The organism is Klebsiella sp. GB_Kp056, from assembly GCF_040064755.1.
In the GTDB taxonomy this organism is placed as follows: domain Bacteria; phylum Pseudomonadota; class Gammaproteobacteria; order Enterobacterales; family Enterobacteriaceae; genus Klebsiella; species Klebsiella quasipneumoniae.
In genome coordinates this window covers 81,991-107,435 of record NZ_JBEAJA010000056.1, presented here as the reverse complement: position 1 = coordinate 107,435, position 25,445 = coordinate 81,991, and the positions used below count along the sequence as shown (strand labels likewise).

19 protein-coding genes and 1 pseudogene are annotated in these 25,445 nt (G+C 57.9%); 7 read left to right on the top strand and 13 right to left on the bottom strand.

The window, feature by feature from the left end:
• Positions 1-69 precede the first annotated feature (69 nt).
• The gene (locus tag ABLV52_RS18350) at positions 70-1,500 is read right to left on the bottom strand and encodes a 6-phospho-beta-glucosidase (RefSeq protein ID WP_023290622.1); all 1,431 of its coding nucleotides are present in this window, start codon (positions 1,498-1,500) and stop codon (positions 70-72) included.
• Positions 1,501-1,509: 9 nt separating this feature from the next.
• The gene (gene bglK, locus ABLV52_RS18345; protein ID WP_348890728.1) at positions 1,510-2,403 is read right to left on the bottom strand and encodes a beta-glucoside kinase BglK; all 894 of its coding nucleotides are present in this window, start codon (positions 2,401-2,403) and stop codon (positions 1,510-1,512) included.
• Positions 2,404-2,666: 263 nt separating this feature from the next.
• On the opposite strand from bglK, the gene purM reads away from it, so the two are divergent.
• From purM to ppx, 4 genes are all read left to right on the top strand, one after another.
• Entirely contained in the window at positions 2,667-3,704 is a 1,038-nt protein-coding gene (gene purM / locus ABLV52_RS18340) for a phosphoribosylformylglycinamidine cyclo-ligase (protein WP_004201922.1), read from the top strand.
• Complete coding sequence (purN, locus tag ABLV52_RS18335) at positions 3,701-4,342, top strand: phosphoribosylglycinamide formyltransferase (protein WP_023290625.1); 642 nt, start codon at positions 3,701-3,703, stop codon at positions 4,340-4,342. Before purM ends, purN begins: the two co-directional genes overlap by 4 nt.
• Before the next feature lie 179 nt (positions 4,343-4,521).
• The gene (ppk1, locus tag ABLV52_RS18330; protein ID WP_002913838.1) at positions 4,522-6,582 is read left to right on the top strand and encodes a polyphosphate kinase 1; all 2,061 of its coding nucleotides are present in this window, start codon (positions 4,522-4,524) and stop codon (positions 6,580-6,582) included.
• A gap of 3 nt (positions 6,583-6,585) precedes the next feature.
• Positions 6,586-8,118 carry an exopolyphosphatase gene (ppx, locus tag ABLV52_RS18325; protein ID WP_004201914.1) on the top strand — a complete coding sequence of 511 codons (1,533 nt, stop codon included), beginning with the start codon at positions 6,586-6,588 and terminating at the stop codon, positions 8,116-8,118.
• A 54-nt stretch (positions 8,119-8,172) separates the two neighbouring features.
• Here ppx and ABLV52_RS18320 read toward each other — a convergent pair whose 3' ends face one another.
• Positions 8,173-10,401 (bottom strand): EAL domain-containing protein, encoded by a 2,229-nt coding sequence (locus ABLV52_RS18320; RefSeq protein ID WP_348890727.1) that lies wholly within the window; start codon positions 10,399-10,401, stop codon positions 8,173-8,175.
• A gap of 370 nt (positions 10,402-10,771) precedes the next feature.
• Between ABLV52_RS18320 and ABLV52_RS18315 the strand changes: the two genes are divergently transcribed.
• Positions 10,772-10,945, top strand: coding sequence for a YfgG family protein (locus ABLV52_RS18315; protein WP_017900441.1), 174 nt, complete (start codon positions 10,772-10,774; stop codon positions 10,943-10,945).
• 97 nt (positions 10,946-11,042) lie between these two features.
• On the opposite strand, the pseudogene ABLV52_RS18310 reads toward ABLV52_RS18315, so the two are convergent.
• Positions 11,043-11,955, bottom strand: a pseudogene (locus tag ABLV52_RS18310) (LysR family transcriptional regulator).
• A gap of 73 nt (positions 11,956-12,028) precedes the next feature.
• On the opposite strand from ABLV52_RS18310, the gene ABLV52_RS18305 reads away from it, so the two are divergent.
• The gene (locus tag ABLV52_RS18305) at positions 12,029-13,249 is read left to right on the top strand and encodes an MFS transporter (protein WP_117136871.1); all 1,221 of its coding nucleotides are present in this window, start codon (positions 12,029-12,031) and stop codon (positions 13,247-13,249) included.
• Positions 13,250-13,397: 148 nt separating this feature from the next.
• Here ABLV52_RS18305 and guaA read toward each other — a convergent pair whose 3' ends face one another.
• Complete coding sequence (gene guaA, locus ABLV52_RS18300; protein ID WP_008803811.1) at positions 13,398-14,975, bottom strand: glutamine-hydrolyzing GMP synthase; 1,578 nt, start codon at positions 14,973-14,975, stop codon at positions 13,398-13,400.
• A 67-nt stretch (positions 14,976-15,042) separates the two neighbouring features.
• On the bottom strand, positions 15,043-16,509 hold the full coding sequence (gene guaB / locus ABLV52_RS18295; RefSeq protein WP_004151980.1) for an IMP dehydrogenase: 1,467 nt from the start codon (positions 16,507-16,509) through the stop codon (positions 15,043-15,045).
• 158 nt (positions 16,510-16,667) lie between these two features.
• On the opposite strand from guaB, the gene xseA reads away from it, so the two are divergent.
• Entirely contained in the window at positions 16,668-18,059 is a 1,392-nt protein-coding gene (gene xseA / locus ABLV52_RS18290; RefSeq protein WP_023290630.1) for an exodeoxyribonuclease VII large subunit, read from the top strand.
• On the opposite strand, the gene ABLV52_RS18285 is transcribed toward xseA, so the two are convergent.
• The 7 genes from ABLV52_RS18285 to ispG form a co-directional block, all read right to left on the bottom strand.
• Positions 18,043-18,261: a zinc ribbon domain-containing protein gene (locus ABLV52_RS18285; RefSeq protein WP_004201901.1), complete on the bottom strand. Its 219-nt coding sequence runs from the start codon at positions 18,259-18,261 to the stop codon at positions 18,043-18,045. The genes xseA and ABLV52_RS18285 overlap by 17 nt on opposite strands.
• A gap of 49 nt (positions 18,262-18,310) precedes the next feature.
• Entirely contained in the window at positions 18,311-19,390 is a 1,080-nt protein-coding gene (locus ABLV52_RS18280; RefSeq protein ID WP_348890726.1) for a Gfo/Idh/MocA family oxidoreductase, read from the bottom strand.
• 118 nt (positions 19,391-19,508) lie between these two features.
• Positions 19,509-20,987, bottom strand: coding sequence for a ribosome biogenesis GTPase Der (gene der / locus ABLV52_RS18275; protein WP_004144309.1), 1,479 nt, complete (start codon positions 20,985-20,987; stop codon positions 19,509-19,511).
• A gap of 113 nt (positions 20,988-21,100) precedes the next feature.
• On the bottom strand, positions 21,101-22,279 hold the full coding sequence (gene bamB / locus ABLV52_RS18270) for an outer membrane protein assembly factor BamB (RefSeq protein ID WP_023290632.1): 1,179 nt from the start codon (positions 22,277-22,279) through the stop codon (positions 21,101-21,103).
• Between the two features lie 10 nt (positions 22,280-22,289).
• Positions 22,290-22,910 (bottom strand): YfgM family protein, encoded by a 621-nt coding sequence (locus tag ABLV52_RS18265; RefSeq protein WP_023290633.1) that lies wholly within the window; start codon positions 22,908-22,910, stop codon positions 22,290-22,292.
• Positions 22,911-22,944: 34 nt separating this feature from the next.
• Complete coding sequence (gene hisS / locus ABLV52_RS18260; protein ID WP_012540880.1) at positions 22,945-24,219, bottom strand: histidine--tRNA ligase; 1,275 nt, start codon at positions 24,217-24,219, stop codon at positions 22,945-22,947.
• A 91-nt stretch (positions 24,220-24,310) separates the two neighbouring features.
• Positions 24,311-25,432, bottom strand: coding sequence for a flavodoxin-dependent (E)-4-hydroxy-3-methylbut-2-enyl-diphosphate synthase (gene ispG, locus ABLV52_RS18255; protein ID WP_004201890.1), 1,122 nt, complete (start codon positions 25,430-25,432; stop codon positions 24,311-24,313).
• Between the last annotated feature and the right edge of the window lie 13 nt (positions 25,433-25,445).

The window sequence follows — 25,445 nt, the reverse complement described above, 5'->3', positions numbered from 1 at the left end:
CCGGGCGGCGCTAACGCTTACCCGGACTGGAAACCACGCAGGCTCGATAAGCGCAGCGCCATCGGGAAATTATAGCTGCTCCCCGTTACTGGCAATCACCTTCTTATACCAGTCGAATGACTTCTTCTTACTGCGGTCCAGCGTGCCGTTGCCTTCATTATCTTTATCCACGTAGATAAAGCCGTAGCGTTTTTTCATCTCCCCCGTGCCGGCGGAAACCAGATCGATACAGCCCCACGGGGTATAGCCCATCAGGTCAACACCATCTTCGACCACCGCCTTTTTCATCTCCGCGATATGGGCGGAGAGATAATCGATACGGTACTGGTCATCCACGCTGCCGTCCGCTTCACGAACATCGATCGCGCCAAAACCGTTTTCGACAATAAACAGCGGTAGCTGATAGTGATCCCAGAACCAGTTCAGCGAATAGCGCAGGCCGACCGGATCTATCTGCCAGCCCCAGTCCGACTTTTTCACGTACGGGTTGGAGACCAGGCTGGTGGTTTCATCATAATCGAGCAATGGGTTGTCTTCGGTGGCTTTGGTGGCGAAGGACATATAGTAGCTAAAGCCGATGTAGTCGACACAGCCTTCGGTTAACGCCTGACGATCGGCTTCGGTCATGTCCAGGCTAAAGCCGCGGCGGGCAAAATAGTTGAGCAGATGCTGCGGATAGCGGCCGCGCACGTGGACGTCGGTGAACCAGTACCGGCGGTGCATGGCGTTCATCGCCATCATCATATCGTCCGGCGCGCAGGTCAGCGGATAGATGGGACACATGGCGATCATGCAGCCTATCTGCAGAGCAGGGTTGATCTCGCGCGCCGCTTTCACCGCCAGGGCGCTGGCCACCAGCTCATAATGTGCGGCCTGGTACATCACCGGTTCCCGATCTTCACCCGGCACATACTTCAGACCGGAGTTGGTGAAGGGGGCAAAGTCCTCATGGTAGTTGGCCTGGTTGTTGATCTCGTTGAAGGTCATCCAGTACTTCACTTTATGCTGGTAGCGGGTGAAGACGACCCTGGCGAAGCGCACGAAAAAGTCGATCAGCTTGCGGTTACGCCAGCCGCCGTACTCGGTGACCAGGTGATAGGGCATTTCAAAATGCGACAGCGTAATGACCGGTTCAATACCGTGTTTCAGACATTCGTCGAACAGATCGTCATAAAACTGCAGGCCAGCCTCGTTCGGCTCCTGTTCATCGCCCTGCGGGAAAATACGCGTCCAGGCAATCGAGGTGCGGAAACATTTAAAGCCCATTTCGGCAAACAGCGCCAGGTCCTGCGGGTAGCGATGATAAAAATCGATCGCCTCATGGTTCGGGTAGTTTTTCCCCGCTACCACGCCATCGGTGATTTCCCGCGGCACCCCGTGGGCGCCGGCGGTCATGACATCCGCCACGCTGACCCCCTTGCCCCCCTCCTGCCAGCCGCCCTCTAACTGATGCGCCGCCACCGCGCCGCCCCACAGAAAACCTTCTTTAAATCCGGACATAATCTCTCCCTAAGGTCGATCGTCGCCAGGCGAACGATAGTGCTGATTGAAATGGTAAACCGCGCCAATCAGGCCGGCATCATTGCCGTGACTGACGGTATCGAGATAGTCGGCAATGCCGAACCAGGCCAGATGCTGGCGCAGCAGCGTCAGAAATCCAGGGCGTTCCACAATGCCGCCGCCGATATAAATAGTCTGCGGATCGAAGATATTGACGAGGTTATAAAGGCCATGGCCCAGGCCATTGAAGAACTCGGCGACCAAACGCTGGCAAACCGGGTCGCCGGCGTCGTAGCGGTCAAAAATCATTTCACCAGTGACGCTATCCAGCGGTGCGCCAATATGTTCCGCATAGCGATGGCGCAGCACCCGCAGGGTGCAGTTTTCATTCATCGAGTAGCGACGGGGATCGCGTCCGCCGGGACGATCGGTTAGCATATAGCCGAACTCACCGGCGCGAAAACGCGCCCCGTGGATCAGCTGATGTTGGCAAAAAATCGCTCCACCGATGCCAGTGCCGATAGTGAGCACCAGAAAATTGGCCATTTCCGCCGCTTTGCCCTGCCAGCGCTCAGCCAGCAGCACACAGTTGGCGTCGTTTTCCACCGAGACCGGCAGCCCGGTTCGCGTCTCGAGCCACGATTTCATGGCGAAGTTGTCAAATCGACGGATAGCGCCGCCCATGGTGATAAAGCCGCTGTGCGGATCGACATAGCCCGGCGCGCTGATGGCTATACCTTCGCACGACGGGTGGGCCGCCAGCCACGACAGGATGGTCTGTAAGATATGATCGCCATCGCTGTCATTGATTGACTGCTTCGCGGTTTCCAGCAACCTGCCGTCGCGGGTCATGACGCCCATCTTTAGCGCGGTGCCGCCGATATCAAATGCCGCAATCTTCATTCATCCCTCCCCTGTCGAGCATAATGCACCGGTGATCCACACGGCGGTCAACCACAGAAACCGGTTTCAGTCGTATGATGAGGATTCCCTGGCACTGAGGCAAGCACAAGGCTGTACCCGGTTTCATTTTCGTGAGCAGTATCAAATTTGACCATCCGCCAACGGTTTTACGCCGACTGTAAAGCAGGCTCGCAAACGTTTGCTTTCCCTGTTAGAATTGCGCCGATTTTTCTTGCTTACCGCAAACGCGTGGAGACTTCGCAGTGACCGACAAAACCTCTCTCAGCTATAAAGATGCCGGCGTGGATATTGATGCAGGCAACGCTCTCGTCGACCGTATTAAGGGCGTGGTGAAGAAAACCCGTCGCCCGGAAGTGATGGGTGGACTTGGCGGATTCGGCGCGCTGTGCGCACTGCCGCAGAAATACCGCGAGCCGGTACTGGTCTCCGGCACCGACGGCGTCGGTACCAAGCTGCGTCTGGCAATGGATCTGAAGCGTCACGACACCATCGGCATCGACCTGGTCGCCATGTGCGTGAACGACCTGGTGGTTCAGGGCGCTGAGCCGCTGTTTTTCCTTGATTATTACGCCACCGGTAAACTGGACGTCGATACCGCAGCCAGCGTCATCAACGGCATCGCCGAAGGCTGCCTGCAGTCCGGTTGCGCGCTGGTGGGCGGTGAGACCGCAGAGATGCCGGGGATGTACCACGGCGAAGATTACGACGTGGCGGGTTTTTGCGTCGGGGTGGTGGAAAAATCAGAAATCATCGACGGCAGCAAAGTCGCTGACGGCGACGTGCTGGTGGCGCTGGCCTCCAGTGGCCCGCACTCTAACGGCTATTCGCTGGTGCGTAAGATTATTGAAGTTAGCGGCGTTGACCCGCAGACCACCGACCTTGACGGCAAACCGCTGGCCGACCATCTGCTGGCGCCGACCCGCATCTATGTGAAATCGGTTCTCGACCTGATTGCCAGCGTTGACGTCCACGCCATCGCCCATCTGACCGGCGGCGGCTTCTGGGAAAATATTCCGCGCGTGCTGCCGGACAACACCCAGGCGGTGATTGATGAGTCTTCCTGGCAGTGGCCGTCCGTCTTCAACTGGCTGCAAACCGCCGGTAACGTCAGCCAGCATGAGATGTACCGTACCTTTAACTGCGGCGTGGGGATGGTTATCGCCCTGCCGGCTGCAGAAGCAGACAAGGCCATTGCCCTGCTGAACGAGAAAGGTGAAAACGCGTGGAAAATCGGGTATATCAAAGCCTCCGATTCCGAACAGCGTGTGGTCATTGCATGAAAAACATTGTGGTGCTGATTTCCGGTAGCGGCAGTAATTTGCAGGCGATCATCGACGCCTGCGGCCGGAAACAGATCAACGGCACCCTGCGTGCGGTATTCAGTAACAAGGCCGATGCGTTCGGCCTTGAGCGCGCGCGCGCGGCCGGGATCCCGGCCCACGCGCTGGCGCAAAGTCAGTTTGCCGACCGGGAAGCGTTCGATCGTCAGCTGATGCATGAAATTGACGCCTACGCCCCGGATCTGGTGGTGCTGGCGGGCTATATGCGTATCCTTAGCCCCGCCTTCGTCAGCCACTATCAGGGACGTCTGCTGAACATCCACCCTTCGTTACTGCCGAAGTATCCTGGCCTGCATACCCATCGCCAGGTGCTGGAAAACGGTGACGAGGAGCATGGGACCTCGGTGCACTTCGTCACCGACGAGCTGGACGGCGGTCCGGTTATCCTGCAGGCCAAAGTGCCGGTCTTTGCTGGCGACAGCGAGGAAGAGGTCACGGCGCGGGTTCAGACCCAGGAACATGCCATTTATCCGCTGGTGATAAGCTGGTTCGTCGAGGGACGTCTGCGCATGGAGGGCAACCACGCCTGGCTGGATGAACGACAGCTTCCCCCCCAGGGCTATGCCGCTGAAGAATGAACAACAGCCCCGCCTTTCGCCATCGCGGGGCTTTTTTTTAATTAAAATTGTTTATTAATCAAACATCTCACAGAAATAATTCTTCTTACTGTCATATAGTTGTGACACAGTAAATCGCTATGCAGAAAAATTCGTCATAATAGTCTACGTCCTGTGAGTAAAACGGAGTGTGAGCGGTAATGGGCCAGGAAAAGCTATACATCGAAAAAGAACTCAGCTGGTTGTCTTTTAACGAGCGCGTGCTGCAGGAAGCGGCGGACAAGAGTAACCCGCTGATTGAGCGCATGCGCTTCTTAGGGATCTACTCCAACAACCTTGATGAGTTTTACAAAGTGCGCTTCGCTGAGCTTAAGCGCCGGATTATTATCAGTGAAGAACAAGGCAGTACCGCCCATTCTCGCCACCTGTTAGGCAAAATCCAGGCCCGCGTTCTGAAGGCCGATCAGGAATTCGATAGTCTGTATAACGAACTGCTGCTGGAGATGGCGCGCAACCAGATCTTCCTGATCAATGAGCGTCAGCTGTCCGTCAATCAGCAGGCCTGGCTGCGCAACTACTTTAAACAGTATTTGCGCCAGCATATCTCGCCGATCCTGATTAACCGCGAAACGGACCTCGTGCAGTTTCTGAAAGATGATTACACCTATCTGGCGGTGGAGATTATCCGCGGGGAAAACATCAACTATGCCCTGCTGGAAATTCCGTCGGATAAGGTCCCGCGCTTCGTAAACCTGCCGCCGGAAGCGCCTCGTCGCCGTAAGCCAATGATCCTGCTGGATAACATTCTGCGATATTGCCTGGACGACATCTTTAAAGGCTTCTTTGATTACGATGCGCTGAACGCCTACTCGATGAAAATGACCCGTGACGCCGAATACGATCTGGTGCATGAGATGGAGTCGAGCCTGATGGAGCTGATGTCCTCCAGCCTGAAACAGCGCCTGACCGCCGAGCCGGTTCGCTTCGTCTACCAGCGCGATATGCCGGACGCGATGGTCGAAATGCTGCGCGATAAGCTCTCCATCTCCAACTATGACTCAATGCTGCCGGGCGGCCGCTATCACAACTTTAAAGACTTTATCGGCTTCCCGAACGTGGGTAAGGCCAATCTGGTCAATAAACCTATGCCGCGCCTGCGCCATCTGTGGTTTGATAAATTCCGCAACGGCTTCGACGCCATTCGCGAACGCGATGTGCTTCTCTACTACCCCTATCATACTTTTGAGCATGTGCTGGAGCTGCTTCGCCAGGCCTCGTTCGACCCCAGCGTACTGGCGATCAAAATCAACATCTACCGCGTGGCCAAGGATTCGCGCATCATCGACGCGATGATCCACGCCGCCCACAACGGTAAAAAAGTCACCGTGGTGGTGGAGCTGCAGGCGCGTTTTGACGAAGAGGCCAACATTCACTGGGCGAAGCGCCTGACGGAAGCGGGCGTTCACGTGATCTTCTCCGCGCCGGGCCTGAAGATCCACGCCAAGCTGTTCCTTATCTCGCGTAAAGAAGGCGATGAGGTGGTGCGCTACGCCCACATCGGCACCGGTAACTTCAACGAGAAGACCGCGCGGATCTATACCGACTATTCGCTGTTAACCGCCGATGCGCGCATTACCAATGAAGTCCGCCGGGTGTTTAACTTTATTGAAAACCCCTACCGCCCGGTTAGCTTCGATTACCTGCTGGTGTCGCCGCAGAACTCGCGTCGTCTGCTGTATGAGATGATCGACCGCGAGATCGCTAATGCGCAGAACGGGCAGCCGTCCGGTATTACCCTGAAGCTGAACAACCTGGTGGACAAAGGGCTGGTGGACAGACTGTATGCCGCCTCCAGCTCCGGCGTGCCGGTCAACCTGTTGATCCGCGGCATGTGCTCGCTGATCCCCGGTCTGGAAGGCATCAGCGAAAATATTCGCGTCATCAGCATTGTGGACCGTTTCCTCGAGCACGACCGGGTCTACTGTTTTGAAAACGGTGGCGATAAGCAGGTCTGGCTCTCCTCTGCCGACTGGATGACGCGTAATATCGATTATCGTATCGAAGTTGCCGCTCCGCTGCTCGACCCGCGCCTGAAACAGCGGGTGCTGGATATTTTTGATATCCTGTTCAACGATACGGTAAAAGCGCGCTATCTTGATAAAGAACTGAGTAATCGCTATGTGCCGCGCGGCAATCGCCGTAAAGTGCGCGCTCAGATGGCGATTTACGATTATCTCAAATCACTCGAACAACCCGACTAACCTATGCCAATAAACGAAAAAACCCCTCGACCGCAGGAGTTCGCTGCGGTTGACCTTGGTTCGAACAGTTTTCATATGGTGATCGCCCGTGTCGTCGACGGCGCCATGCAGATCATCGGACGCCTGAAACAGCGCGTACATCTGGCCGATGGCCTCGATGAAAACTCGGTGTTGAGCGAAGAAGCCATGACCCGCGGGCTGAACTGCCTGTCGCTGTTTGCCGAACGCCTGCAGGGATTTTCTCCCTCCAGCGTCTGCATCGTTGGGACGCATACGCTGCGTCAGGCGACCAATGCGGCGGAGTTTCTTAAACGCGCGGAAAAAGTGATCCCCTACCCGATCGAGATCATCTCCGGTAATGAAGAAGCGCGCCTGATATTTATGGGCGTGGAGCACACGCAGCCGGAGCGCGGCCGTAAGCTGGTGATTGATATCGGCGGCGGTTCGACTGAGCTGGTCATCGGTGAAGATTTTGAGCCCCGCCTGGTGGAAAGCCGCCGCATGGGGTGCGTGAGTTTCTCCCAGGCCTACTTCCCGGGCGGGACGATCAATAAGGAAAATTTCCAGCGCGCTCGCCTGGCGGCGGTACAAAAGCTGGAAACCCTGGCCTGGCAGTTCCGTATTCAGGGCTGGACCGTGGCGCTGGGCGCCTCCGGCACCATTAAAGCCGCCCAGGAAGTGCTGGTGGCGATGGGCGAGAAGGACGGGTTTATTACGCCGGAACGCCTCGAAATGCTGGTCAGTGAGCTGCTGAAGCATAAAAACTTCGACGCGCTCAGCCTGCCCGGCCTCTCGGAAGACCGTAAAGCGGTCTTTGCCCCGGGGCTGGCGATCCTATGCGGCGTGTTTGACGCGTTAGCCATTAAAGAGCTTCGTCTGTCTGATGGCGCGCTGCGTGAAGGCGTGCTGTACGAAATGGAAGGCCGTTTCCGCCACCAGGATATTCGTAGCCGCACGGCGCAGAGTCTGGCGAATCAGTACAACATCGATCGCGAACAGGCGCGCCGGGTGCTGGAAACCACCACCCTTATGCTGGAGCAGTGGCAGGAGCAGAATCCGAAGCTGGCCAATCCACACCTCGCGGCGCTGTTGAAGTGGGCGGTGATGCTCCATGAGGTGGGCCTGAATATTAACCACAGCGGCATGCACCGCCACTCGGCCTACATTCTGCAGAACAGCGACCTGCCGGGCTTCAACCAGGAGCAGCAGATGCTGATGGCCACGCTGGTGCGCTATCATCGCAAAGCGATAAAACTCGACGACCTGCCGCGCTTTACGCTGTTCAGGAAAAAGCAGTTTCTGCCGCTGATCCAGCTGCTGCGCCTCGGCGTGCTGCTGAATAACCAGCGTCAGGCCACCACCACGCCGCCGACGCTACGGCTGCAGACGGAAGCTCACCACTGGACGCTGACCTTCCCGCACAACTGGTTTAGCCAGAATGCGCTGGTGCTGCTGGATCTGGAAAAAGAGCAGCAGTACTGGGAAGGTGTGCCGGAGTGGCTGCTGAAGATTGCGGAAGAAGAGCCAGACGCCTGATCGCCTCTGTGGATAGCATTCGAGCCGGGCCATCGCGCCCGGCTTTTTACCGCTTCAGGCGCTCATCCCCTCCGCCAGCTGCGCCAGAGGTACCGGAACGCCAATATCATAGCCCTGCATATAATCTATCCCCAGCGCGATGACCGCCTGGCGTATCTCCGGCGACTCGACATATTCGGCCACCACCTGCATGTTCTTCATCCGCGCCAGACGACAGATAGAGTCCACCACCTGGTAATCAAGACTGCTGGCGAGCAGATTGCGAATAAAGCTGCCGTCGATTTTAAGAATATCGACGTTCATCGTTTTTAACCGCGCATAGCTGGCGTAGCCGGTACCAAAATCATCGATCGCCACCCGGCAGCCCAGCGCACGCAGACGCTCTAAAGTCTGGCAAACCAGCTCGGGGTTGCTGAGCGCATAGTTTTCGGTCAGCTCGAAGATAATCTGCCATGGCTCAATGTTATAGGCCTGCAGCAGGTTTTCCACCTCCTCGGGAAACTGACTGCGGCTCAGCGAGACCGGAGAGAGGTTGATCGCCAGCCGCAGACCGGGCAGCGACCGCCGGTTGGCATCCATAAAGGCCAGGGTGTGCTCAATGACCCACTGATCCACGCGCGTGGACAGCCCAAACTCGTGCGCCACCGGCAGGAACTCGTTTGGCCCCGTCAGCTCCCCCGACTCCCCTTTCATCCTCAACAACACTTCATGGTAGTTGTCGCCGCGAATGCCCTGGATAGGTTGCGCCATCAGGACAAAATGGTCTTGCTCCAGCGCCTTGAGGATGCGGTTCATCATCACCACTTTGTCTTTCAGATCCTGCTGGACATGCCCGGCGCCGCGGCGCTGCAAATTCTCCGGATGGCCGCTGGCCAGCGACATGTCGGCAATCGTGTTCAGCTCGCCAAGCAGCAAATACAGATGCTTCACCGGCGAGCGGACGTTGCAATAGCTCATGCCGATCCTCGGCTGCAGGGGGACCCCGTCCCAGTGAAAACGGAACTGTCGCAGGGAGCGCTCGATTAAGTGAATGCGCGCCTGGTGCCCTTCGCTGTTGAGACGAAACACTAAATCGTGACCGGCAAGATGATATACCGCTTCGTTCGGCTGCAGCAGCGCACGCAGGTGATTCGCCAGCATTTGCTTATATTGAATGCGCAACAGCACCCCATAGTGGCGGCCCAGCAGCTCAAGCTCAGGAATACGCAAAAAACAGAGCGTCGACCAGCTCGCGCCGTTCAGCGCCCGGCTCAGCGCCCGCAAATTCGGCATATGTACCACCGGGTCGAGGAAGGCCATCTGTCGGACGCGGGCGTAGATCAGCCGCTGCTGTGTCGCCAGCATCGCCGTATAGGCGACAATAAACGAGAACACCAGATAGCTTGACGAGGTGATCGCCAGCTGAGTGTTATAACTTGGATAAATGGGTAAATAACGGTAATGAAAATGGATCACGGCGATCAGTACCGGCGTCCAAATCAGCGAGATAAAGCGATAGCCAAAACGCATCGCTCCCCACAGCATCACCGGCATCAGTAAGGATAATGTATAATTTGTACTAAATATAGTGCTGCTATCATTAAGCGGCATCAATAATAGCCCCAGCAGCAGGATTAATATCGCCACCCAGCTGATGATTTCAATTCTTTTTATTTTTGGATCAATTTGTAAGCGAACCTGAGAAATAAATCCGCGCAAATAAAAAGGGTTACGAATTACCCGCAGCAGTAAATAACATAAGGGCACGCCGGTCAGGCACCCTACCATCAGCGCCTGAAAGGTGATTAACGACCGTAAACTAAACGGCGAGACGCCGGTCATCTCCGTTGTGCGCGGATGCAGCCCCAGAAACTCGGCGATCTGCGAAAGAATCAGAAAAATGACCGAAGGGAGCAGCATTTGCCAGAACAAACGATGCGGCATCAGTCTGACGTTACCGTGCGATACCTGCTGCCGTTGAGGAACAAAGATGCGGTATCCGCCCCAGCAGAGTACGCAGGGGATCAGAAAATGGAACAGTACGCCAAAGGCCTGTTCCGGCGTCATGCCCCGGGCCAGCGTAAGCAGCAGGCCAACGATAATACCGGGGATCGCCGCCCAGCCGAAAAACATCATCAGGCTGAGCACCAGCGCCAGGGGAAGATAATAAAGATAAACCATGTGACCATTCAGCACGGTATATGTATTCATCCCTCTGGCAAGGGGTAATAACAGCACAGGCAGGAGAAGCGGTAAGGCCCACCATTTGTCGCGATATTGTTGATAGTATTTTAATAAATTCATAGGTGCTCTACAGAGAGCCTCTGATCCTGCGAGGCATATTCAGGCAGGCATCCAACCACCCCATGCTGACCGCATAAGTAATTACGATACGGTAACGTCCGCTGATTTTAGTGGCCAAGAGAATGAGGCTGTTGATATAAATCAACAAATGCTGACACCAACATTAATAAAACTTATTTTTTCACCTTTCCCTGGCTAATAAAGTGAGCATGTAAATACGCCGATTATCTTATATAACATTAATTAATGTTTTCACTGCCGCACTTTTACATCTGCATCAATTGACCCCACCTCGTTCCTGTGCCTTAATACCCCCATCGCCCATCTTCGGGTATACTTCAAGGAACCTTTTGTGAGTCAGGCACCCAGTATGCGTAAACGACATCGATTTAACCGTCGCATGACCCGTATCGTACTGCTTATCAGCTTTCTCTTCTTCTTTGGACGCTTTGTCTACTCCTCCATTGGCGCCTGGTACCATCACCAGGATAAAAAAGCGTCGCAGGAGTCAACGCTCACCGTCGAGCCTTCCGCCCGCGAGTAACCCGTTGAGCCCGATGCCGGGTGCGCCCCCAACCGCTGTCAGAGACGCCCGTTTTCGAGACACTATCCCTGACGAGGCATGTGTTGCCGCTGGCGATTTATAAGCGCACGGCCTGGAGCAGACGCAGCATTTCCGCCATTCCTTTGGTAATCACTTTATCCTGACGCATGACAACCGCCAGCTGACGGTACAGCGACGGGGCCAGAGAATGCACCGTTAAGCCACAGCGATCCTCCGCCTGCTCCACCGCCATGCGGGGCACAATACTGTAGCCCAGCCCGGCCCGCACCATGCGTTTGATCGCCTCGATGCTCCCCAGCTGCATCACCGGCGTGACCGCCAGGCCCGCCGAACGGAACCAGCGGTCAATCAGATCCCGCGTGCCGCTGCCCGCCTCGAAGGCAATGAGCGGCAGCGCCTGCAGCGCTTCAGGGGTGCACACCGCCGGGATCCCCGCCTCGTGGCTGGGATGAATGACCACGAACTCCTCGTCAACCACTGCGGTCACTGCCAGACTGCGCCCCTGCACGGGCAGGGTAACCAGTCCAAGATCGAGCCGGTTTTCCTCCACCGCCCGGACGATATCCAGCGTGTTGCCGGTGGTCACCCCCACCGTCAGCAGCGGGTGCTGCTGACGAAGATGCTGCAGCAGCGGCGGAAGAAGATGAATGCAGGCCGTCGCGCCGGTCCCCAGTGTCAACGAGCCATTAACTTCCTGGCTAAATGCGCTGACCGACTGCACCGCGCTATTCACCGCCCGATCGATCTGCTCGCTGTGGGCCAGCAGCGCCATACCCGCCGCCGTCGCCTTGATCCCACGCCCGGTGCGCTCCAGCAGCCGAGTCTGTAAAAATTGCTCCAGCTGACGCACCTGCAGGCTGACGGCAGGCTGGGAGATCCCCAGCGCGTCGGCGGCGGCGGAGAAGCTGCCGCGCTGTACGACCAGCCGGAAGGTCGCCAGGTTTCCCAGGTTCAGTGTTGTCATGCAAAGTTTCTCTTATACCGCGCATAAGGTGGCCGCTCTGCCAGAACAATAGCCTGCCGGGTATGCTCAGGACAACTGTCTTAACGGAATGAAAAACCATGGAAACACCGGCTATTCCCCGACGCCTCGCCTTCACGGCGGGCGCTCAGCAACTGATCAACTGGGGTATCTCTTTTTATATGCCCGGCACTTTTGCCGGAGCAATCGCCGCCGACAAGGGATGGAGCTCGCCGCAGATTTATCTTGGCCTGACGCTTGCGATGCTGATCATGGCGGCGGTCTCCCCGTTGGTCGCCAGGCTGCTGGCTCGCTTTGGCGGACGGCTGGTGGTCACCAGCGGAACCTTACTGATAGCCGCCAGTTGCGCGATGATGGCCTGGCGCCCTTCGCTGGTCGGCTGGTACGGCGCCTGGCTGCTGACCGGCGTCGGCATGCGGCTGTCGTTGTATGACGCCCTGTTCGCCGCGGTAGTGAATCTTTACGGCCAGCAGGCGCGGAAAACCATCTCTCACATCACCCTCGCCGGCGGCCTGGCCTCTGCCCTCTTCTGGCCGCTGGGGGAGGCTTTACTCACGGTGATGTCCTGGCAGGATGCCCTGCGGATCTATGCGCTGTTTGGCCTGCTGAGCGCATGGCTGAGTTATCAGCTGCCCCGCCAGCGGCTCGGCTCACCGACGAAAGCGAAAGCTCCGACAGCGGATGGCGATCGGCGTAACGGCATACGTTATGCGCTCTTTATTGCGCTGATCACCTTCATCTCCACCGGCACCTCCACCCATCTGCCGGAGTTTATCAGCCACTTTGGCCTGCCGGTTGCCCTCGGAATGCTGTGGGGATTGGGCCAGACCGGCGCCCGGCTGGGGGAAGTGCTGGCCGGTCGACGCGTCACCCCGCTCGCGCTGACGCGTTTTACCGCGCTCGCCATGCCGCTCTGTTTTCTCGTTGGCGTGAGCAGCACGGCTTATGCCGGGTGCGCAGCCGGGTTTGTGCTCGGCTATGGCGCGATAAACGGGCTGGTGACGATTGTTAAAGCGACGCTGCCGCTGGCGCTGTTTAGCGCAGAAAGTTACGCCAGCCGCACGGGTCTCCTGCTGATACCCGGGCAACTCATGGCGGCGGCCGCACCCTTTGCCTATGCATGGCTTAACCATCGGCTGGGCATCGTAGGGGGAATGTGGATTTCCACCGGGTTAACGCTGATCGTTGCCGGACTGGCGCTGGCGATGGTGCGCTCGGCGGGTAAAACAGAGCCGGGCAAGCGTCCAGCCCTCCGCCCGGAGGCAAAACGCGGGCCGGCTGAACATCTGCCGGAACCGTAAACGGCTACATTCACCGGGGACAGGTAGATCCGTCGGAAAGCCCGCAATGGCGGATAGCATTCAGGGATGACGGGATTGAGGATAGGCATAAATTAAAAAACCCTCTGTAACAAAAGAGGGTTTTGATTTATTCAACTCACGCCGGGGATTATTCCCACTCGATCGTTGCTGGCGGCTTACCGCTGATGTCATACACCACGCGGGAGATACCGTTCACTTCATTGATAATGCGGTTAGAGACGCGGCCGAGGAAATCATACGGCAGGTGCGCCCAGTGCGCGGTCATGAAGTCGATGGTTTCCACCGCACGCAGGGAAACCACCCAGTCGTATTTACGGCCATCGCCCATCACGCCGACGGAGCGAACCGGCAGGAACACGGTGAACGCCTGGCTCACTTTGTTGTACAGGTCAGCTTTGTGCAGCTCTTCGATGAAGATAGCGTCGGCGCGACGCAGCAGGTCGCAGTACTCTTTCTTCACTTCGCCCAGCACGCGCACGCCGAGGCCCGGACCCGGGAACGGATGACGGTAGAGCATATCGTACGGCAGACCCAGCTCCAGACCGATCTTACGCACTTCGTCTTTGAACAGCTCGCGCAGCGGCTCAACCAGCCCCATCTTCATCTCTTTCGGCAGGCCGCCCACGTTGTGGTGAGATTTGATGACGTGCGCTTTACCGGTAGCGGAAGCGGCAGATTCGATAACGTCAGGGTAGATGGTGCCCTGCGCCAGCCATTTGACGTCGTCCAGCTTCAGCGCTTCTTCGTCGAACACTTCCACGAAGACGCGGCCGATAATCTTACGTTTCGCTTCCGGATCGTTCTCGCCTTTCAGCGCGTCGAGGAAGCGCTGCTCGCCTTCGACGTGAACAATGTTCAGGCCAAAGTGGTCGCCGAACATGTCCATCACCTGCTGGGCTTCGTTCAAACGCAGGAGACCGTTATCCACGAATACGCAGGTCAGGTTTTTGCCGATGGCGCGGTGCAGCAGCATCGCGGTCACCGAAGAGTCCACGCCGCCGGAGAGGCCGAGGATCACTTTGTCATCGCCAACCTGCTGGCGGATACGCTCAACGGCGTCGTCGATTATTTTCGCCGGGGTCCACAGGGCTTCGCACTGGCAGATGTCGCGCACGAAGCGCTCCAGCATACGCATCCCCTGACGGGTATGGGTCACTTCCGGGTGGAACTGCACGCCATAGAAGCGTTTTTCTTCGTTGGCCATAATGGCGAACGGGCAGTTGTCGGTGCTGGCGACGGTGACGAAGTCAGAAGGGATGGCGGTGACTTTGTCGCCGTGGCTCATCCACACGTCCAGCAACGGTTTGCCGTCCGCGGTCAGAGAGTCTTCGATACCGCGCACCAGCGCGCTGTCGTTAACCACTTCAACCTGCGCGTAGCCAAACTCACGCTCGTTAGAGCCTTCTACATGGCCGCCCAACTGCATCGCCATGGTCTGCATACCGTAGCAGACGCCAAATACCGGCACGCCGGCTTCGAACACATACTGCGGCGCGCGCGGGCTGTTCTCTTCGGTGGTGCTTTCCGGGCCGCCGGAAAGAATGATGCCGCTTGGATTAAATTCGCGGATCTGTGCTTCCGTGACATCCCATGCCCACAGCTCACAGTAGACGCCCAGCTCACGCACGCGACGCGCCACCAGCTGAGTATACTGTGACCCGAAGTCGAGAATGAGAATGCGATGTTTATGAATGTTTTCCGTCATTGACGCTAATTCCGAGGCAAGTGAAACAGAGTAAATAAATCGCCCGACGCAAGGTCGGGCGAAGAAATCAGGAGCCCAGACGGTAGTTCGGGGACTCTTTGGTGATGGTCACGTCGTGAACGTGGCTTTCCTGAATGCCCGCACCGCTGATGCGTACGAATTCAGCTTTGGTACGCAGCAGGTCAATGGTACCACAGCCGGTCAGACCCATACAGGAGCGCAGGCCGCCCATCTGCTGGTGAATGATCTCTTTCAGGCGGCCTTTATAGGCCACGCGGCCTTCGATACCTTCCGGCACCAGTTTGTCAGCGGCGTTATCGCTCTGGAAGTAGCGGTCAGAGGAGCCTTTCGACATCGCGCCGAGGGAGCCCATCCCGCGATAGGATTTGTAAGAGCGCCCCTGGTAAAGTTCGATTTCGCCCGGGGATTCTTCGGTACCGGCCAGCATGGAGCCGACCATCACTGCCGCCGCACCGGCCGCGATCGCTTTAGCGATGTCGCCGGAGAAACGGATACCGCCGTCGGCGATAACCGGAATACCGGTGCCTTCCAGCGCTTCCACCGCGTCGGAAACCGCGGTGATCTGCGGCACGCCTACGCCGGTCACGATACGGGTAGTACAGATGGAGCCCGGGCCGATGCCCACTTTCACCGCGCTGCAGCCGGCTTCCGCCAGCGCGCGCGCGCCTGCGCCAGTGGCGACGTTGCCGCCGATGATTTGCAGGTCCGGGTATTTCGCGCGCGTTTCACGAATACGTTGCAGAACGCCTTCGGAGTGGCCGTGAGAGGAGTCGATCAGCAGGACGTCAACGCCCGCAGCTACCAGCGCGTCAACACGCTCTTCGTTGCCCGCGCCGGCGCCGACCGCAGCGCCTACGCGCAGACGGCCCTGCTCATCTTTACAGGCATTCGGTTTACGTTCCGCTTTCTGGAAGTCTTTTACGGTGATCATCCCGCGCAGGTGGAAGCTCTCATCCACAACCAGCGCCTTCTCAACGCGTTTTTCGTGCATCTTCGCAAAGACCACTTCACGGCTTTCGCCTTCACGAACGGTAACCAGACGCTCTTTCGGGGTCATGTAGACGCTGACCGGCTGGTTCAGATCGGTGACGAAACGCACGTCGCGGCCAGTGATGATGCCGACCAGCTCGTTCTCTTCGGTAACCACCGGGTAGCCGGCGAAGCCGTTACGCTCGGTCAGCTCTTTCACTTCACGCAGGGTGGTGGTCGGCAGAACGGTCTGCGGGTCGGTGACCACGCCGGACTCATGTTTCTTCACGCGGCGAACTTCTTCCGCCTGGCGCTCGATGGACATGTTTTTGTGAATAAAGCCGATGCCGCCTTCCTGTGCCAGGGCAATAGCCAGACGCGCTTCCGTTACGGTATCCATGGCTGCGGAGAGCATAGGAATATTCAGACGAATGGTTTTCGTCAGCTGAGTGCTGAGATCGGCTGTATTCGGCAGAACGGTAGAATGAGCGGGAACGAGGAGGACGTCGTCAAACGTCAGGGCTTCTTTAGCGATACGTAGCATGGGCAATATCTCGACCAGGGTGGATAAATATTGCCGTGGCATTATACAGAGCGTAACCGATTGCATCTACCCTTTTTTGCAAATAATACTTGCCATCCCCTCTGAGCGCGTTACTATCGACTGAATAACCTGCTGATTTAAAGTTTGATCTTGCTCACATGTTACCCTCTCAATCCCCCGCAATTTTTACCGTTAGCCGCCTCAATCAGACGGTGCGTCTGCTGCTTGAGCGCGAAATGGGCCAGGTCTGGATCAGCGGCGAGATCTCTAACTTCAGCCAGCCTTCTTCCGGCCACTGGTACTTCACCTTAAAAGACGATAACGCCCAGGTGCGCTGCGCGATGTTCCGCAACAGCAACCGCCGGGTCACGTTTCGCCCACAGCATGGGCAGCAGGTGCTGGTTCGCGCCAACATCACCCTGTATGAGCCGCGCGGCGACTACCAGATTATCGTCGAAAGCATGCAGCCCGCCGGCGAAGGGTTGCTGCAGCAGAAGTATGAGCAGCTGAAAGCGCAGTTAACCGCGGAAGGGCTGTTCGATCAAAAACATAAGCAGGCGCTCCCCTCCCCCGCCCGCTGCGTCGGGGTCATCACCTCGAAAACCGGCGCCGCGCTGCACGATATTCTTCATGTCCTCAGACGCCGCGACCCCGGGCTGCCGGTGATCGTCTACCCGACCGCGGTCCAGGGTGACGATGCCCCCGGGCAGATTGTGCGCGCCATCGCGCTGGCGAACGCGCGTCAGGAGTGTGACGTGCTGATTGTCGGACGCGGCGGCGGTTCGCTGGAGGATCTGTGGAGTTTTAACGATGAGCGGGTGGCGCGCGCTATCTTCGCCAGCCAGATCCCTATCGTCAGCGCCGTCGGTCATGAAACCGACGTCACTATCGCTGATTTTGTTGCCGACCTGCGAGCGCCGACCCCTTCTGCCGCCGCGGAGATCGTCAGCCGTAATCAGCAGGAGCTGCTGCGCCAGCTGCAGGCCGGGCAGCAGCGGCTGGAGATGGCGATGGACTATTTCCTCGCCAGTCGCCAGCGCCGTTTTACCCAGTTGTTCCATCGTCTGCAGCAGCAGCACCCGCAGCTGCGGCTGGCCCGCCAGCAGACCGCACTGGAACGCCTGCGCCAGCGGATGCGCATCGCCGTGGAATCGCAGCTTAAACGCGCCGAGCAGCGGCAAAAGCGCACTGTTCAGCGCCTGAATCACTATAACCCGCAGCCGCGTATCCACCGGGCGCAATCGCGCGTCCAGCAGCTGGAATACCGGCTGGCGGAAACGATGCGTAGCCGCCTCAGCGAGCGGCGTGAACGGTTTGGTCACGCGGTGACCCATCTGGAGGCGGTGAGTCCCTTAGCCACCCTGGCGCGCGGCTATAGCGTCACTTCGGTGAGCGACGGCACGGTGTTGAAGCAGACAAAACAGGTCAAAACCGGCGATCTGCTCACCACCCGCCTGAAAGACGGCTGGGTCGAAAGCGAAGTGAGGCAGATTGCGCCGGTGAAAAAAACGCGGGCCAGAAAGCCATCGCCGCCTAAACCAGCGGAATAAACTCCACCCGTTTTTTCGAGATCAGGCCGTGCCCGTGCTGGCAAAAGTAATCCACCGCGCCGCACGCCTTCAGCACCTCCAGCGGCTGGTGGCATTCCGGGCAGCGCGCCTCAAGGGCAAATACCCTTTCGCACTGAGCGCAATGCGCGCTGCTGCCTTTGACATCTAACGGCGCGTGGCACAGAGGGCAATCAAGTTCCATAACCATTCCTTTCAACGTTTATCTGCACCTATTTTATCATGTTCCGGGTTTAATGAGGGCCGCGTAATTGCTGCTGCAACCTGAGCAGCCATTCCACTTCCTCAAGCCGACGCCTCGTCAGCCCGGCCACGCTTTCGGGCGCCCGGGTAAACACATTCTCCGCGCCAAGGATCTGCTCATCGAGACAGTGCGCATAGATCGCTCCGGGTCGGGTCCAGCGCTGGATCCGCTCGCCGTCCTGTAGCGTCGCCACCTCGCCATCAGGGGCGCGATCGAGGGCAAGCAGTCGCCCGTCCCGCAGCCCTATCCGCATTCCCTTTTGCCCGCCCGCGGGACCGGCATATTTGTTAAGCCAGATATTCAGCGGGATATCGCCCAGGCGTCCCTGCAGATGCGCCTCTCCCTCGGCAGTGATCGTATCCCCATGAGCAATATCTCGGCCGAGACGGTCTTTCGCCGCCCGAACGGCGAGGTCCAGCGTCACATCGCCTCCGCAGCCGAGCAGCGTTTCCCGCAGCATCGCCAGGACATGGGTACCGATATCGAGGATCACGCCGTCAGGATGACGCAGCCGCCGGGTATCCAGCTCGCCGGTGGCGAAGTTAAGCGCGACCGGTTCTCCGGCAGCGTTAAAGCCGCTTGGCTCCTGCAAATAGCCTGCTATCCAGGCGATATCCTGCGCTGAAAGGTGCGGCGGCGGCAGGCCGCTGCCCTCCTCTTCCGCCTGCCACGGCGGAGCAAGAGCGTTCAGGGCTAACCCACGCGCCATCCAGTGGTCGAGGGCCAGCACCCGACCGGCCTCCCCCGCCGGCGCCAGCAGCGCCCGCAGCCGCGCGGCCTGCTCAAGGTTGGCCACTATCGGTTTCTCCACCACGATGCGGGGAATGGCGCTGGCTAACGCCCTCTCCAGCACGGGCAGGTGCTGGAGGGACGACGTGGTGATGAAGAGCGTATCCAGGGGTTTGGCCAGCAACGCCGACAGCGAACTGCAGCGCTGGATCCCCGGCAGCGCTCTGCTGCTGTCCAGGTCATAGCCCTGGCAGCTGTCAATACGGTATCCGAGGCGACGCAGCGCGGGTAAATAGGCGGTTTCCACCACCGCGCCGAGGCCGATAAATCCAATTTGCATGTTTAGTCCACCCCTGAGCCGATCTATTCCCGGCGAAGTATCGCGGGATTATGGCGGATGGTTTTGACATTTACCGGCATGGCGGCCACAAAAAAACCCGCCGAAGCGGGTTTAATGATTATTTGCTTTTCTTGATGTGCTTGATCAGGCGCTTACGTTTCCGCATCTGGTTCGGCGTCAGGGTGTTGCGCTTGTTGGCGAACGGGTTTTCCCCTTCCTTGAACTGGATACGGATTGGTGTACCCATCACGTCCAGGGATTTACGGAAATAGTTCATCAGATAGCGCTTGTAGGAATCCGGCAGATCCTTCACCTGGTTACCGTGGATCACCACGATAGGCGGGTTGTAGCCCCCGGCGTGGGCATATTTCAGCTTCACGCGACGGCCGCGAACCAGCGGTGGCTGATGATCTTCCGCCGCCATGTTCATGATTCGGGTGAGCATCGCGGTGCTTACGCGGCGGGTTGCGCTATCGTAGGCTTCACGTACCGATTCAAACAGGTTGCCGACACCGCTGCCGTGCAGGGCGGAGATGAAGTGCACCCGGGCAAAGTCGATAAAGCCCAGACGATAGTCGAGGGTCTCTTTCACCTGCTCCTTCACTTCCTGGCTCAGGCCGTCCCATTTGTTGACGACGATCACCAGGGAGCGGCCGCTGTTGAGGATAAAGCCCAGCAGCGACAGATCCTGATCGGAGATGCCTTCGCGGGCATCAATCACCAGCAGCACGACGTTGGCGTCTTCAATCGCCTGCAGCGTCTTGATGACCGAGAATTTCTCCACCACGTCAGTAATTTTACCGCGCTTGCGCACCCCGGCGGTATCGATGAGCACGTATTCGCGCTCGTCACGCTGCATCGGGATGTAAATGCTGTCGCGGGTGGTGCCCGGCATATCGTAGACCACCACGCGATCTTCGCCGAGGATGCGGTTGGTGAGCGTCGATTTACCGACGTTAGGACGTCCGACAATCGCCAGCTTGATCGGCAGATCCTGCGGATTGAAATCGTCTTCCGGCTCTTCTTCCGCTTCACCGTTCTGCTCAGCTTCGAATTTTGCCCAGTATTCGGCGTCTTCATCCACTTCTTCCTGAGGATTAACCTCATCGACCCATGGCAGCAGGGCCTGCTCAAGCAGGCTGGTCACGCCGCGGCCGTGCGAAGCGGCAATAGGATAGATATCGCCCAGGCCGAGCGACCAGAAGTCCGCCATCGCCTGGTCGACGTCGATGCCGTCGGTTTTGTTAGCCACCAGGAAGGTGGGCTTTTCACGAGAGCGCAGATGTTTAGCGATCGCGATGTCCGCCGGCATCAGGCCCGCGCGCGCATCGACCATAAACAGCACCACATCGGCCTCTTCGATTGCCAGCAGCGACTGCTCCGCCATCCGGGTTTCCACGCCCTCTTCCGTACCATCAATACCACCGGTATCGATACAGATGAATTCGCGGCCTTCGACTTCGGCCCGACCGTACTTACGGTCACGAGTCAGCCCCGGGAAATCCGCAACCAGCGCATCACGAGTGCGCGTCAGGCGGTTAAAGAGCGTGGATTTTCCAACGTTAGGGCGCCCGACAAGCGCGACCACAGGTATCATGTTAAATGCCTCATACAATCACTAAGCAACATCGTCATAACGACGTTTTTAAAAAAGTCAAAACGGCCCCTGTCTGCCAGGGGCCGTTTCTTAATCACTCACGACAGCGGTAATTAACGCGTAATCGCGTACAGCGTACCGTCTTTCGCCTGGATCAGCAGTCGACCATCGGCCACAACCGGGTCGGTCAGGAAACCGGAGCTGTCCACTTTCTGCTGCGCCACAAAATGGCCATCTTCCGGGTTCACCCAGTGCATATAGCCTTCGCTATCGCCGACCACCAGATTGCCATTATACAACACCGGCGCGGTCAGCAAACGGTGCAGCAGATCGCTTTGTGTCCACAGGGTCACGCCGCCATCGGTAGTCAGCGCCAGCAGGCGGTCATTCTGGTCAACCAGATAGATACGGTTGCCATCGACGATGAAATCATTCACCGAACCCAGCTCGCGCTTCCACATAATCTGGCCGCTGCGCAGATCCAGCGCGGTCAGGTTACCGTTGTAAGCCAGCGCATAGACAACGCCGTTGACGATAATCGGCGTGGTGTCGACGTCGCTCAGACGGTCGATTTCCGTCGGCCCGGTGGCCGTGGAAATACGCTGCTGCCAAATCATCTGCCCCTGCTGCATCAATACCGCGCTGACGCGGCCATTGTCGCCGCCCACGATCGCCGCGCCGTAGGCGGTGGCCGGAGCGGATTCGCCGCGCAGGGAGAGCGCAGGCATATCCAGGTTAACCGTCCACTTCACGGCGCCATCGGTCTCATTCAGCGCCTGCAGCTGGCCGTTACTGGTGTGGACCAGCACCATGCCATCGCTCACCACCGGGCGCGACAGCGCTTCGCCGGCGACGCGGGTTTGCCAGGCAACGGTACCATCGCTGGTATTCAGCGCATACAGCTGCGCTTTCTCACTGCCGATATAAACATGGCCGCCCGAGACGGTCACACCGCCGGAAAGCAGCGCCGGGGTACGCGAGAACCAGCCATCTTTCTCCGCCAGATTCACCGACCACACCTCTTTGCCGTCGTCAGCGCTCAGCGCTTTGACGGTGCCTTTACGGTCAGCGGCATAAACCACGCCGTCGGCGAAGGCCGGATGAAGGTTAGAGTAAAATTCGCCGATACCATCGCCAACCGAGGTGCTCCAGGACGTGGACGGCGTAAACTGGTTTTCTACCGTCGGCAGCGGTGACATTTTCACCACATCTTCTTCGCTATTAAACAGCGAACACCCGCTCAGCAAGGTAACGGAAAGCAGCCCTGGCAAAAGTAATTTACGCAATTGCATCGAGTCCCTCTCAGATGGACAAATTATTCATTTTCATACGCATCATTTCGCTGAGCGCAGGAGAAGCATCGCTTTTCACGCCAGCTTCCCACGCCGCACGGGCCCCTTGCTTATCGCCTTTGCTCAACAGAATTTCGCCGCGCAAATCAGCCACAATCGCGGTCCAACCTTCGCCTTTAATGCTGTCGAGGGTTTTCAGCGCCGCATCAGCCTGCTTCATCTGCAGCTGAACGCGGGCAAGACGCATACTGATAACCGATTTCAGGTTATCATCAGACGCGGCCGCCAGCCCCTGCTGAAGCTGCTTTTCGGCGTTCGGCAGATCGTTCTGTTCAACAAAATGCTGTGCCAGCTCGAGAGAGGCGAAGGCGCCGTAGGTATTTTTATTGTCAGCCGCGAACTTCTCCGCCCCTGACAGCACGTCTGGCGTATTTGATTTCAGCGCGGAAGTCGCCTTTTCGTAAGCCAGCGACGCGTCTCTGGCGGTATCCTGCTGATGGGAGGTCCAGTAACGCCAGCCAACCAGCGCGCCAATCCCTAAAATCACCCCGACCGCCAGCGCTTTGCCGTTTTCGGCAAAGAAGCGCTTCAGCGCATCGACCTGATCGTTCTCGTTGTTAAAAGTTTCCACGCAGTCCTTCTCCTGACTAATAATTCCCGGGAGATTAACCCAGAAGTGTGCGCAAATGCGCGGCAACGCTCTCCTGCGTTACGGTAGTTTGCTCACCTGAGCGTAAATCCTTCACTACCACGTTTCCGTCAGCGATCTCTGACTCACCCACCACCAGGGCGATACGTGCGCCCCATTTATCGGCACGGGCGAACTGCTTCTTAAAGTTGCCGCCGCCGTGGTTGGTCATCAGTTTCACGCCGGGCAGCGCATCGCGAACCTGCTCAGCCAGACGCATGGCGGCGGACTGAGTATCGGTCCCGGAGGCTACCAGGTATATATCGACAACAGGATCGGCTTTAAATTCCGGATTCACTGCCTGGACCAGTAAAACAAGACGTTCCAGACCCATGGCGAAGCCCACGCCCGGGGTGGCACGACCGCCAAGCTGCTCAACCAGGCCGTCGTAACGGCCGCCGGCGCAGACGGTGCCCTGAGAACCGAGACTGGTGGTCACCCACTCAAACACGGTGCGGTTATAGTAGTCGAGGCCGCGCACCAGGCGCTGGTTGACGGTATAGCGGATCCCGGCATCGTCAAGCAACGCGCACAGGCCGGCAAAGTGGGCTTTCGACTCTTCGTCGAGATAATCGCCGAGCGCCGGCGCGTCGTTCAGCAGCGCCTGCACGTCCGGGTTTTTGGAGTCCAGCACCCGCAGCGGATTGGTATACATCCGGCGTTTGCTGTCTTCATCAAGCTTATCGGTAAACTGCTCGAGATAAGCCACCAGTGCGTCGCGGTAGTTGGCGCGGGCTTCAAGAGAACCGATGGAGTTCAGCTCAAGGCTGACATGATCGGAGATGCCCAGCTCACGCCACCAGCGCGCGGTCAGCATGATCAGCTCCGCATCGATGTCCGGCCCCTGCAGGCCGAAAACTTCGGCGCCGATCTGATGGAACTGGCGGTAACGGCCTTTCTGCGGACGCTCGTGGCGGAACATCGGCCCGACGTACCACAGGCGCTGTTCTTGATTGTACAGCAGACCATGTTCGATGCCGGCTCGTACGCAGCCCGCCGTCCCTTCCGGACGCAGCGTCAGGCTGTCGCCGTTGCGGTCCTCAAAGGTGTACATCTCTTTTTCAACCACGTCGGTCACTTCGCCGATCGCGCGTTTGAATAACGGGGTCTGCTCTACAATCGGCAAACGGATTTCGCTGTAACCGTAGCTACCGAGCACCTGCTTCAGTGAGCCTTCAATGCGCTGCCAGAGAGCGGTTTCGCCCGGCAGATAATCGTTCATGCCACGGATGGCTTGAATGTTCTTTGCCACGTTTATTCTCTTTATATATACAAAAATGAACCCCGGCGCCTCGCGCCCGCAGGTTCAATCATACACGGGAAGCGTATCGCTTCCCAACACGTTATTTTGCTTCAAGCTGTTGAACGTCAATCCGACGGGCTTCATCGAGCATCGAGGCTTTGGCGCGGATCCGCGCTTCCAGCTGGTCGATCATGTCGTTGTTGTCCAGGCGATCTTTACGCACGCCGTCTTCATACAGGCCGCTTTTCTTGTTGCCGCCGGTCACGCCGAGGGTGGAAACCAGCGCTTCGCCCGGGCCGTTCACCACGCAGCCGATGATCGAAACATCCATCGGAGTGATGATATCTTCCAGACGTTGCTCCAGGGCGTTCACCGTCCCGATAACGTCAAACTCCTGACGCGAACAGGTCGGGCAGGCGATGAAATTAATACCGCGGGAACGAATACGCAGCGATTTGAGGATATCGAAGCCGACCTTGATCTCCTCCACCGGATCCGCCGCCAGCGAGACGCGCAGCGTATCGCCGATCCCTTCGGACAACAGCAGCCCAAGACCGATCGCCGATTTCACCGCGCCGCTGCGCGCGCCGCCCGCTTCGGTGATCCCGAGGTGCAGCGGTTGATCGATCTGTTTCGCCAGCAGGCGATAAGACTCTACCGCCAGGAAGACGTCGGAGGCTTTAACGCTGACTTTAAACTGATCGAAATTGAGGCGATCGAGATGATCGACGTGGCGCATGGCGGATTCGAGCAGCGCCTGCGGCGTCGGCTCGCCATATTTTTCCTGCAGATCTTTTTCCAGCGAGCCGGCGTTAACGCCGATGCGGATCGGGATATTTTTATCGCGCGCGCAATCTACGACCATGCGGATGCGCTCTTCGTTGCCGATGTTGCCCGGGTTGATACGCAGGCAGTCGACGCCGTATTCCGCGACTTTCAGCGCTATACGGTAGTCAAAGTGGATATCGGCGACCAGCGGGACGTTGACCTGCTGTTTGATCAGTTTGAACGCCTCGGCGGCGTCCATCGTCGGAACAGAGACGCGGACAATATCCGCGCCCACGCGCTCTAACGCTTTGATTTGATTTACGGTTGCCGCCACATCAGTGGTGCGCGTATTAGTCATTGACTGAACGGCGATGGGAGCCCCATCGCCAATTGGCACATTACCAACGTAAATACGTTTAGATTTTCTACGTTGAATCGGAGCCTGGTTATGCATGAAAAATCTCCCG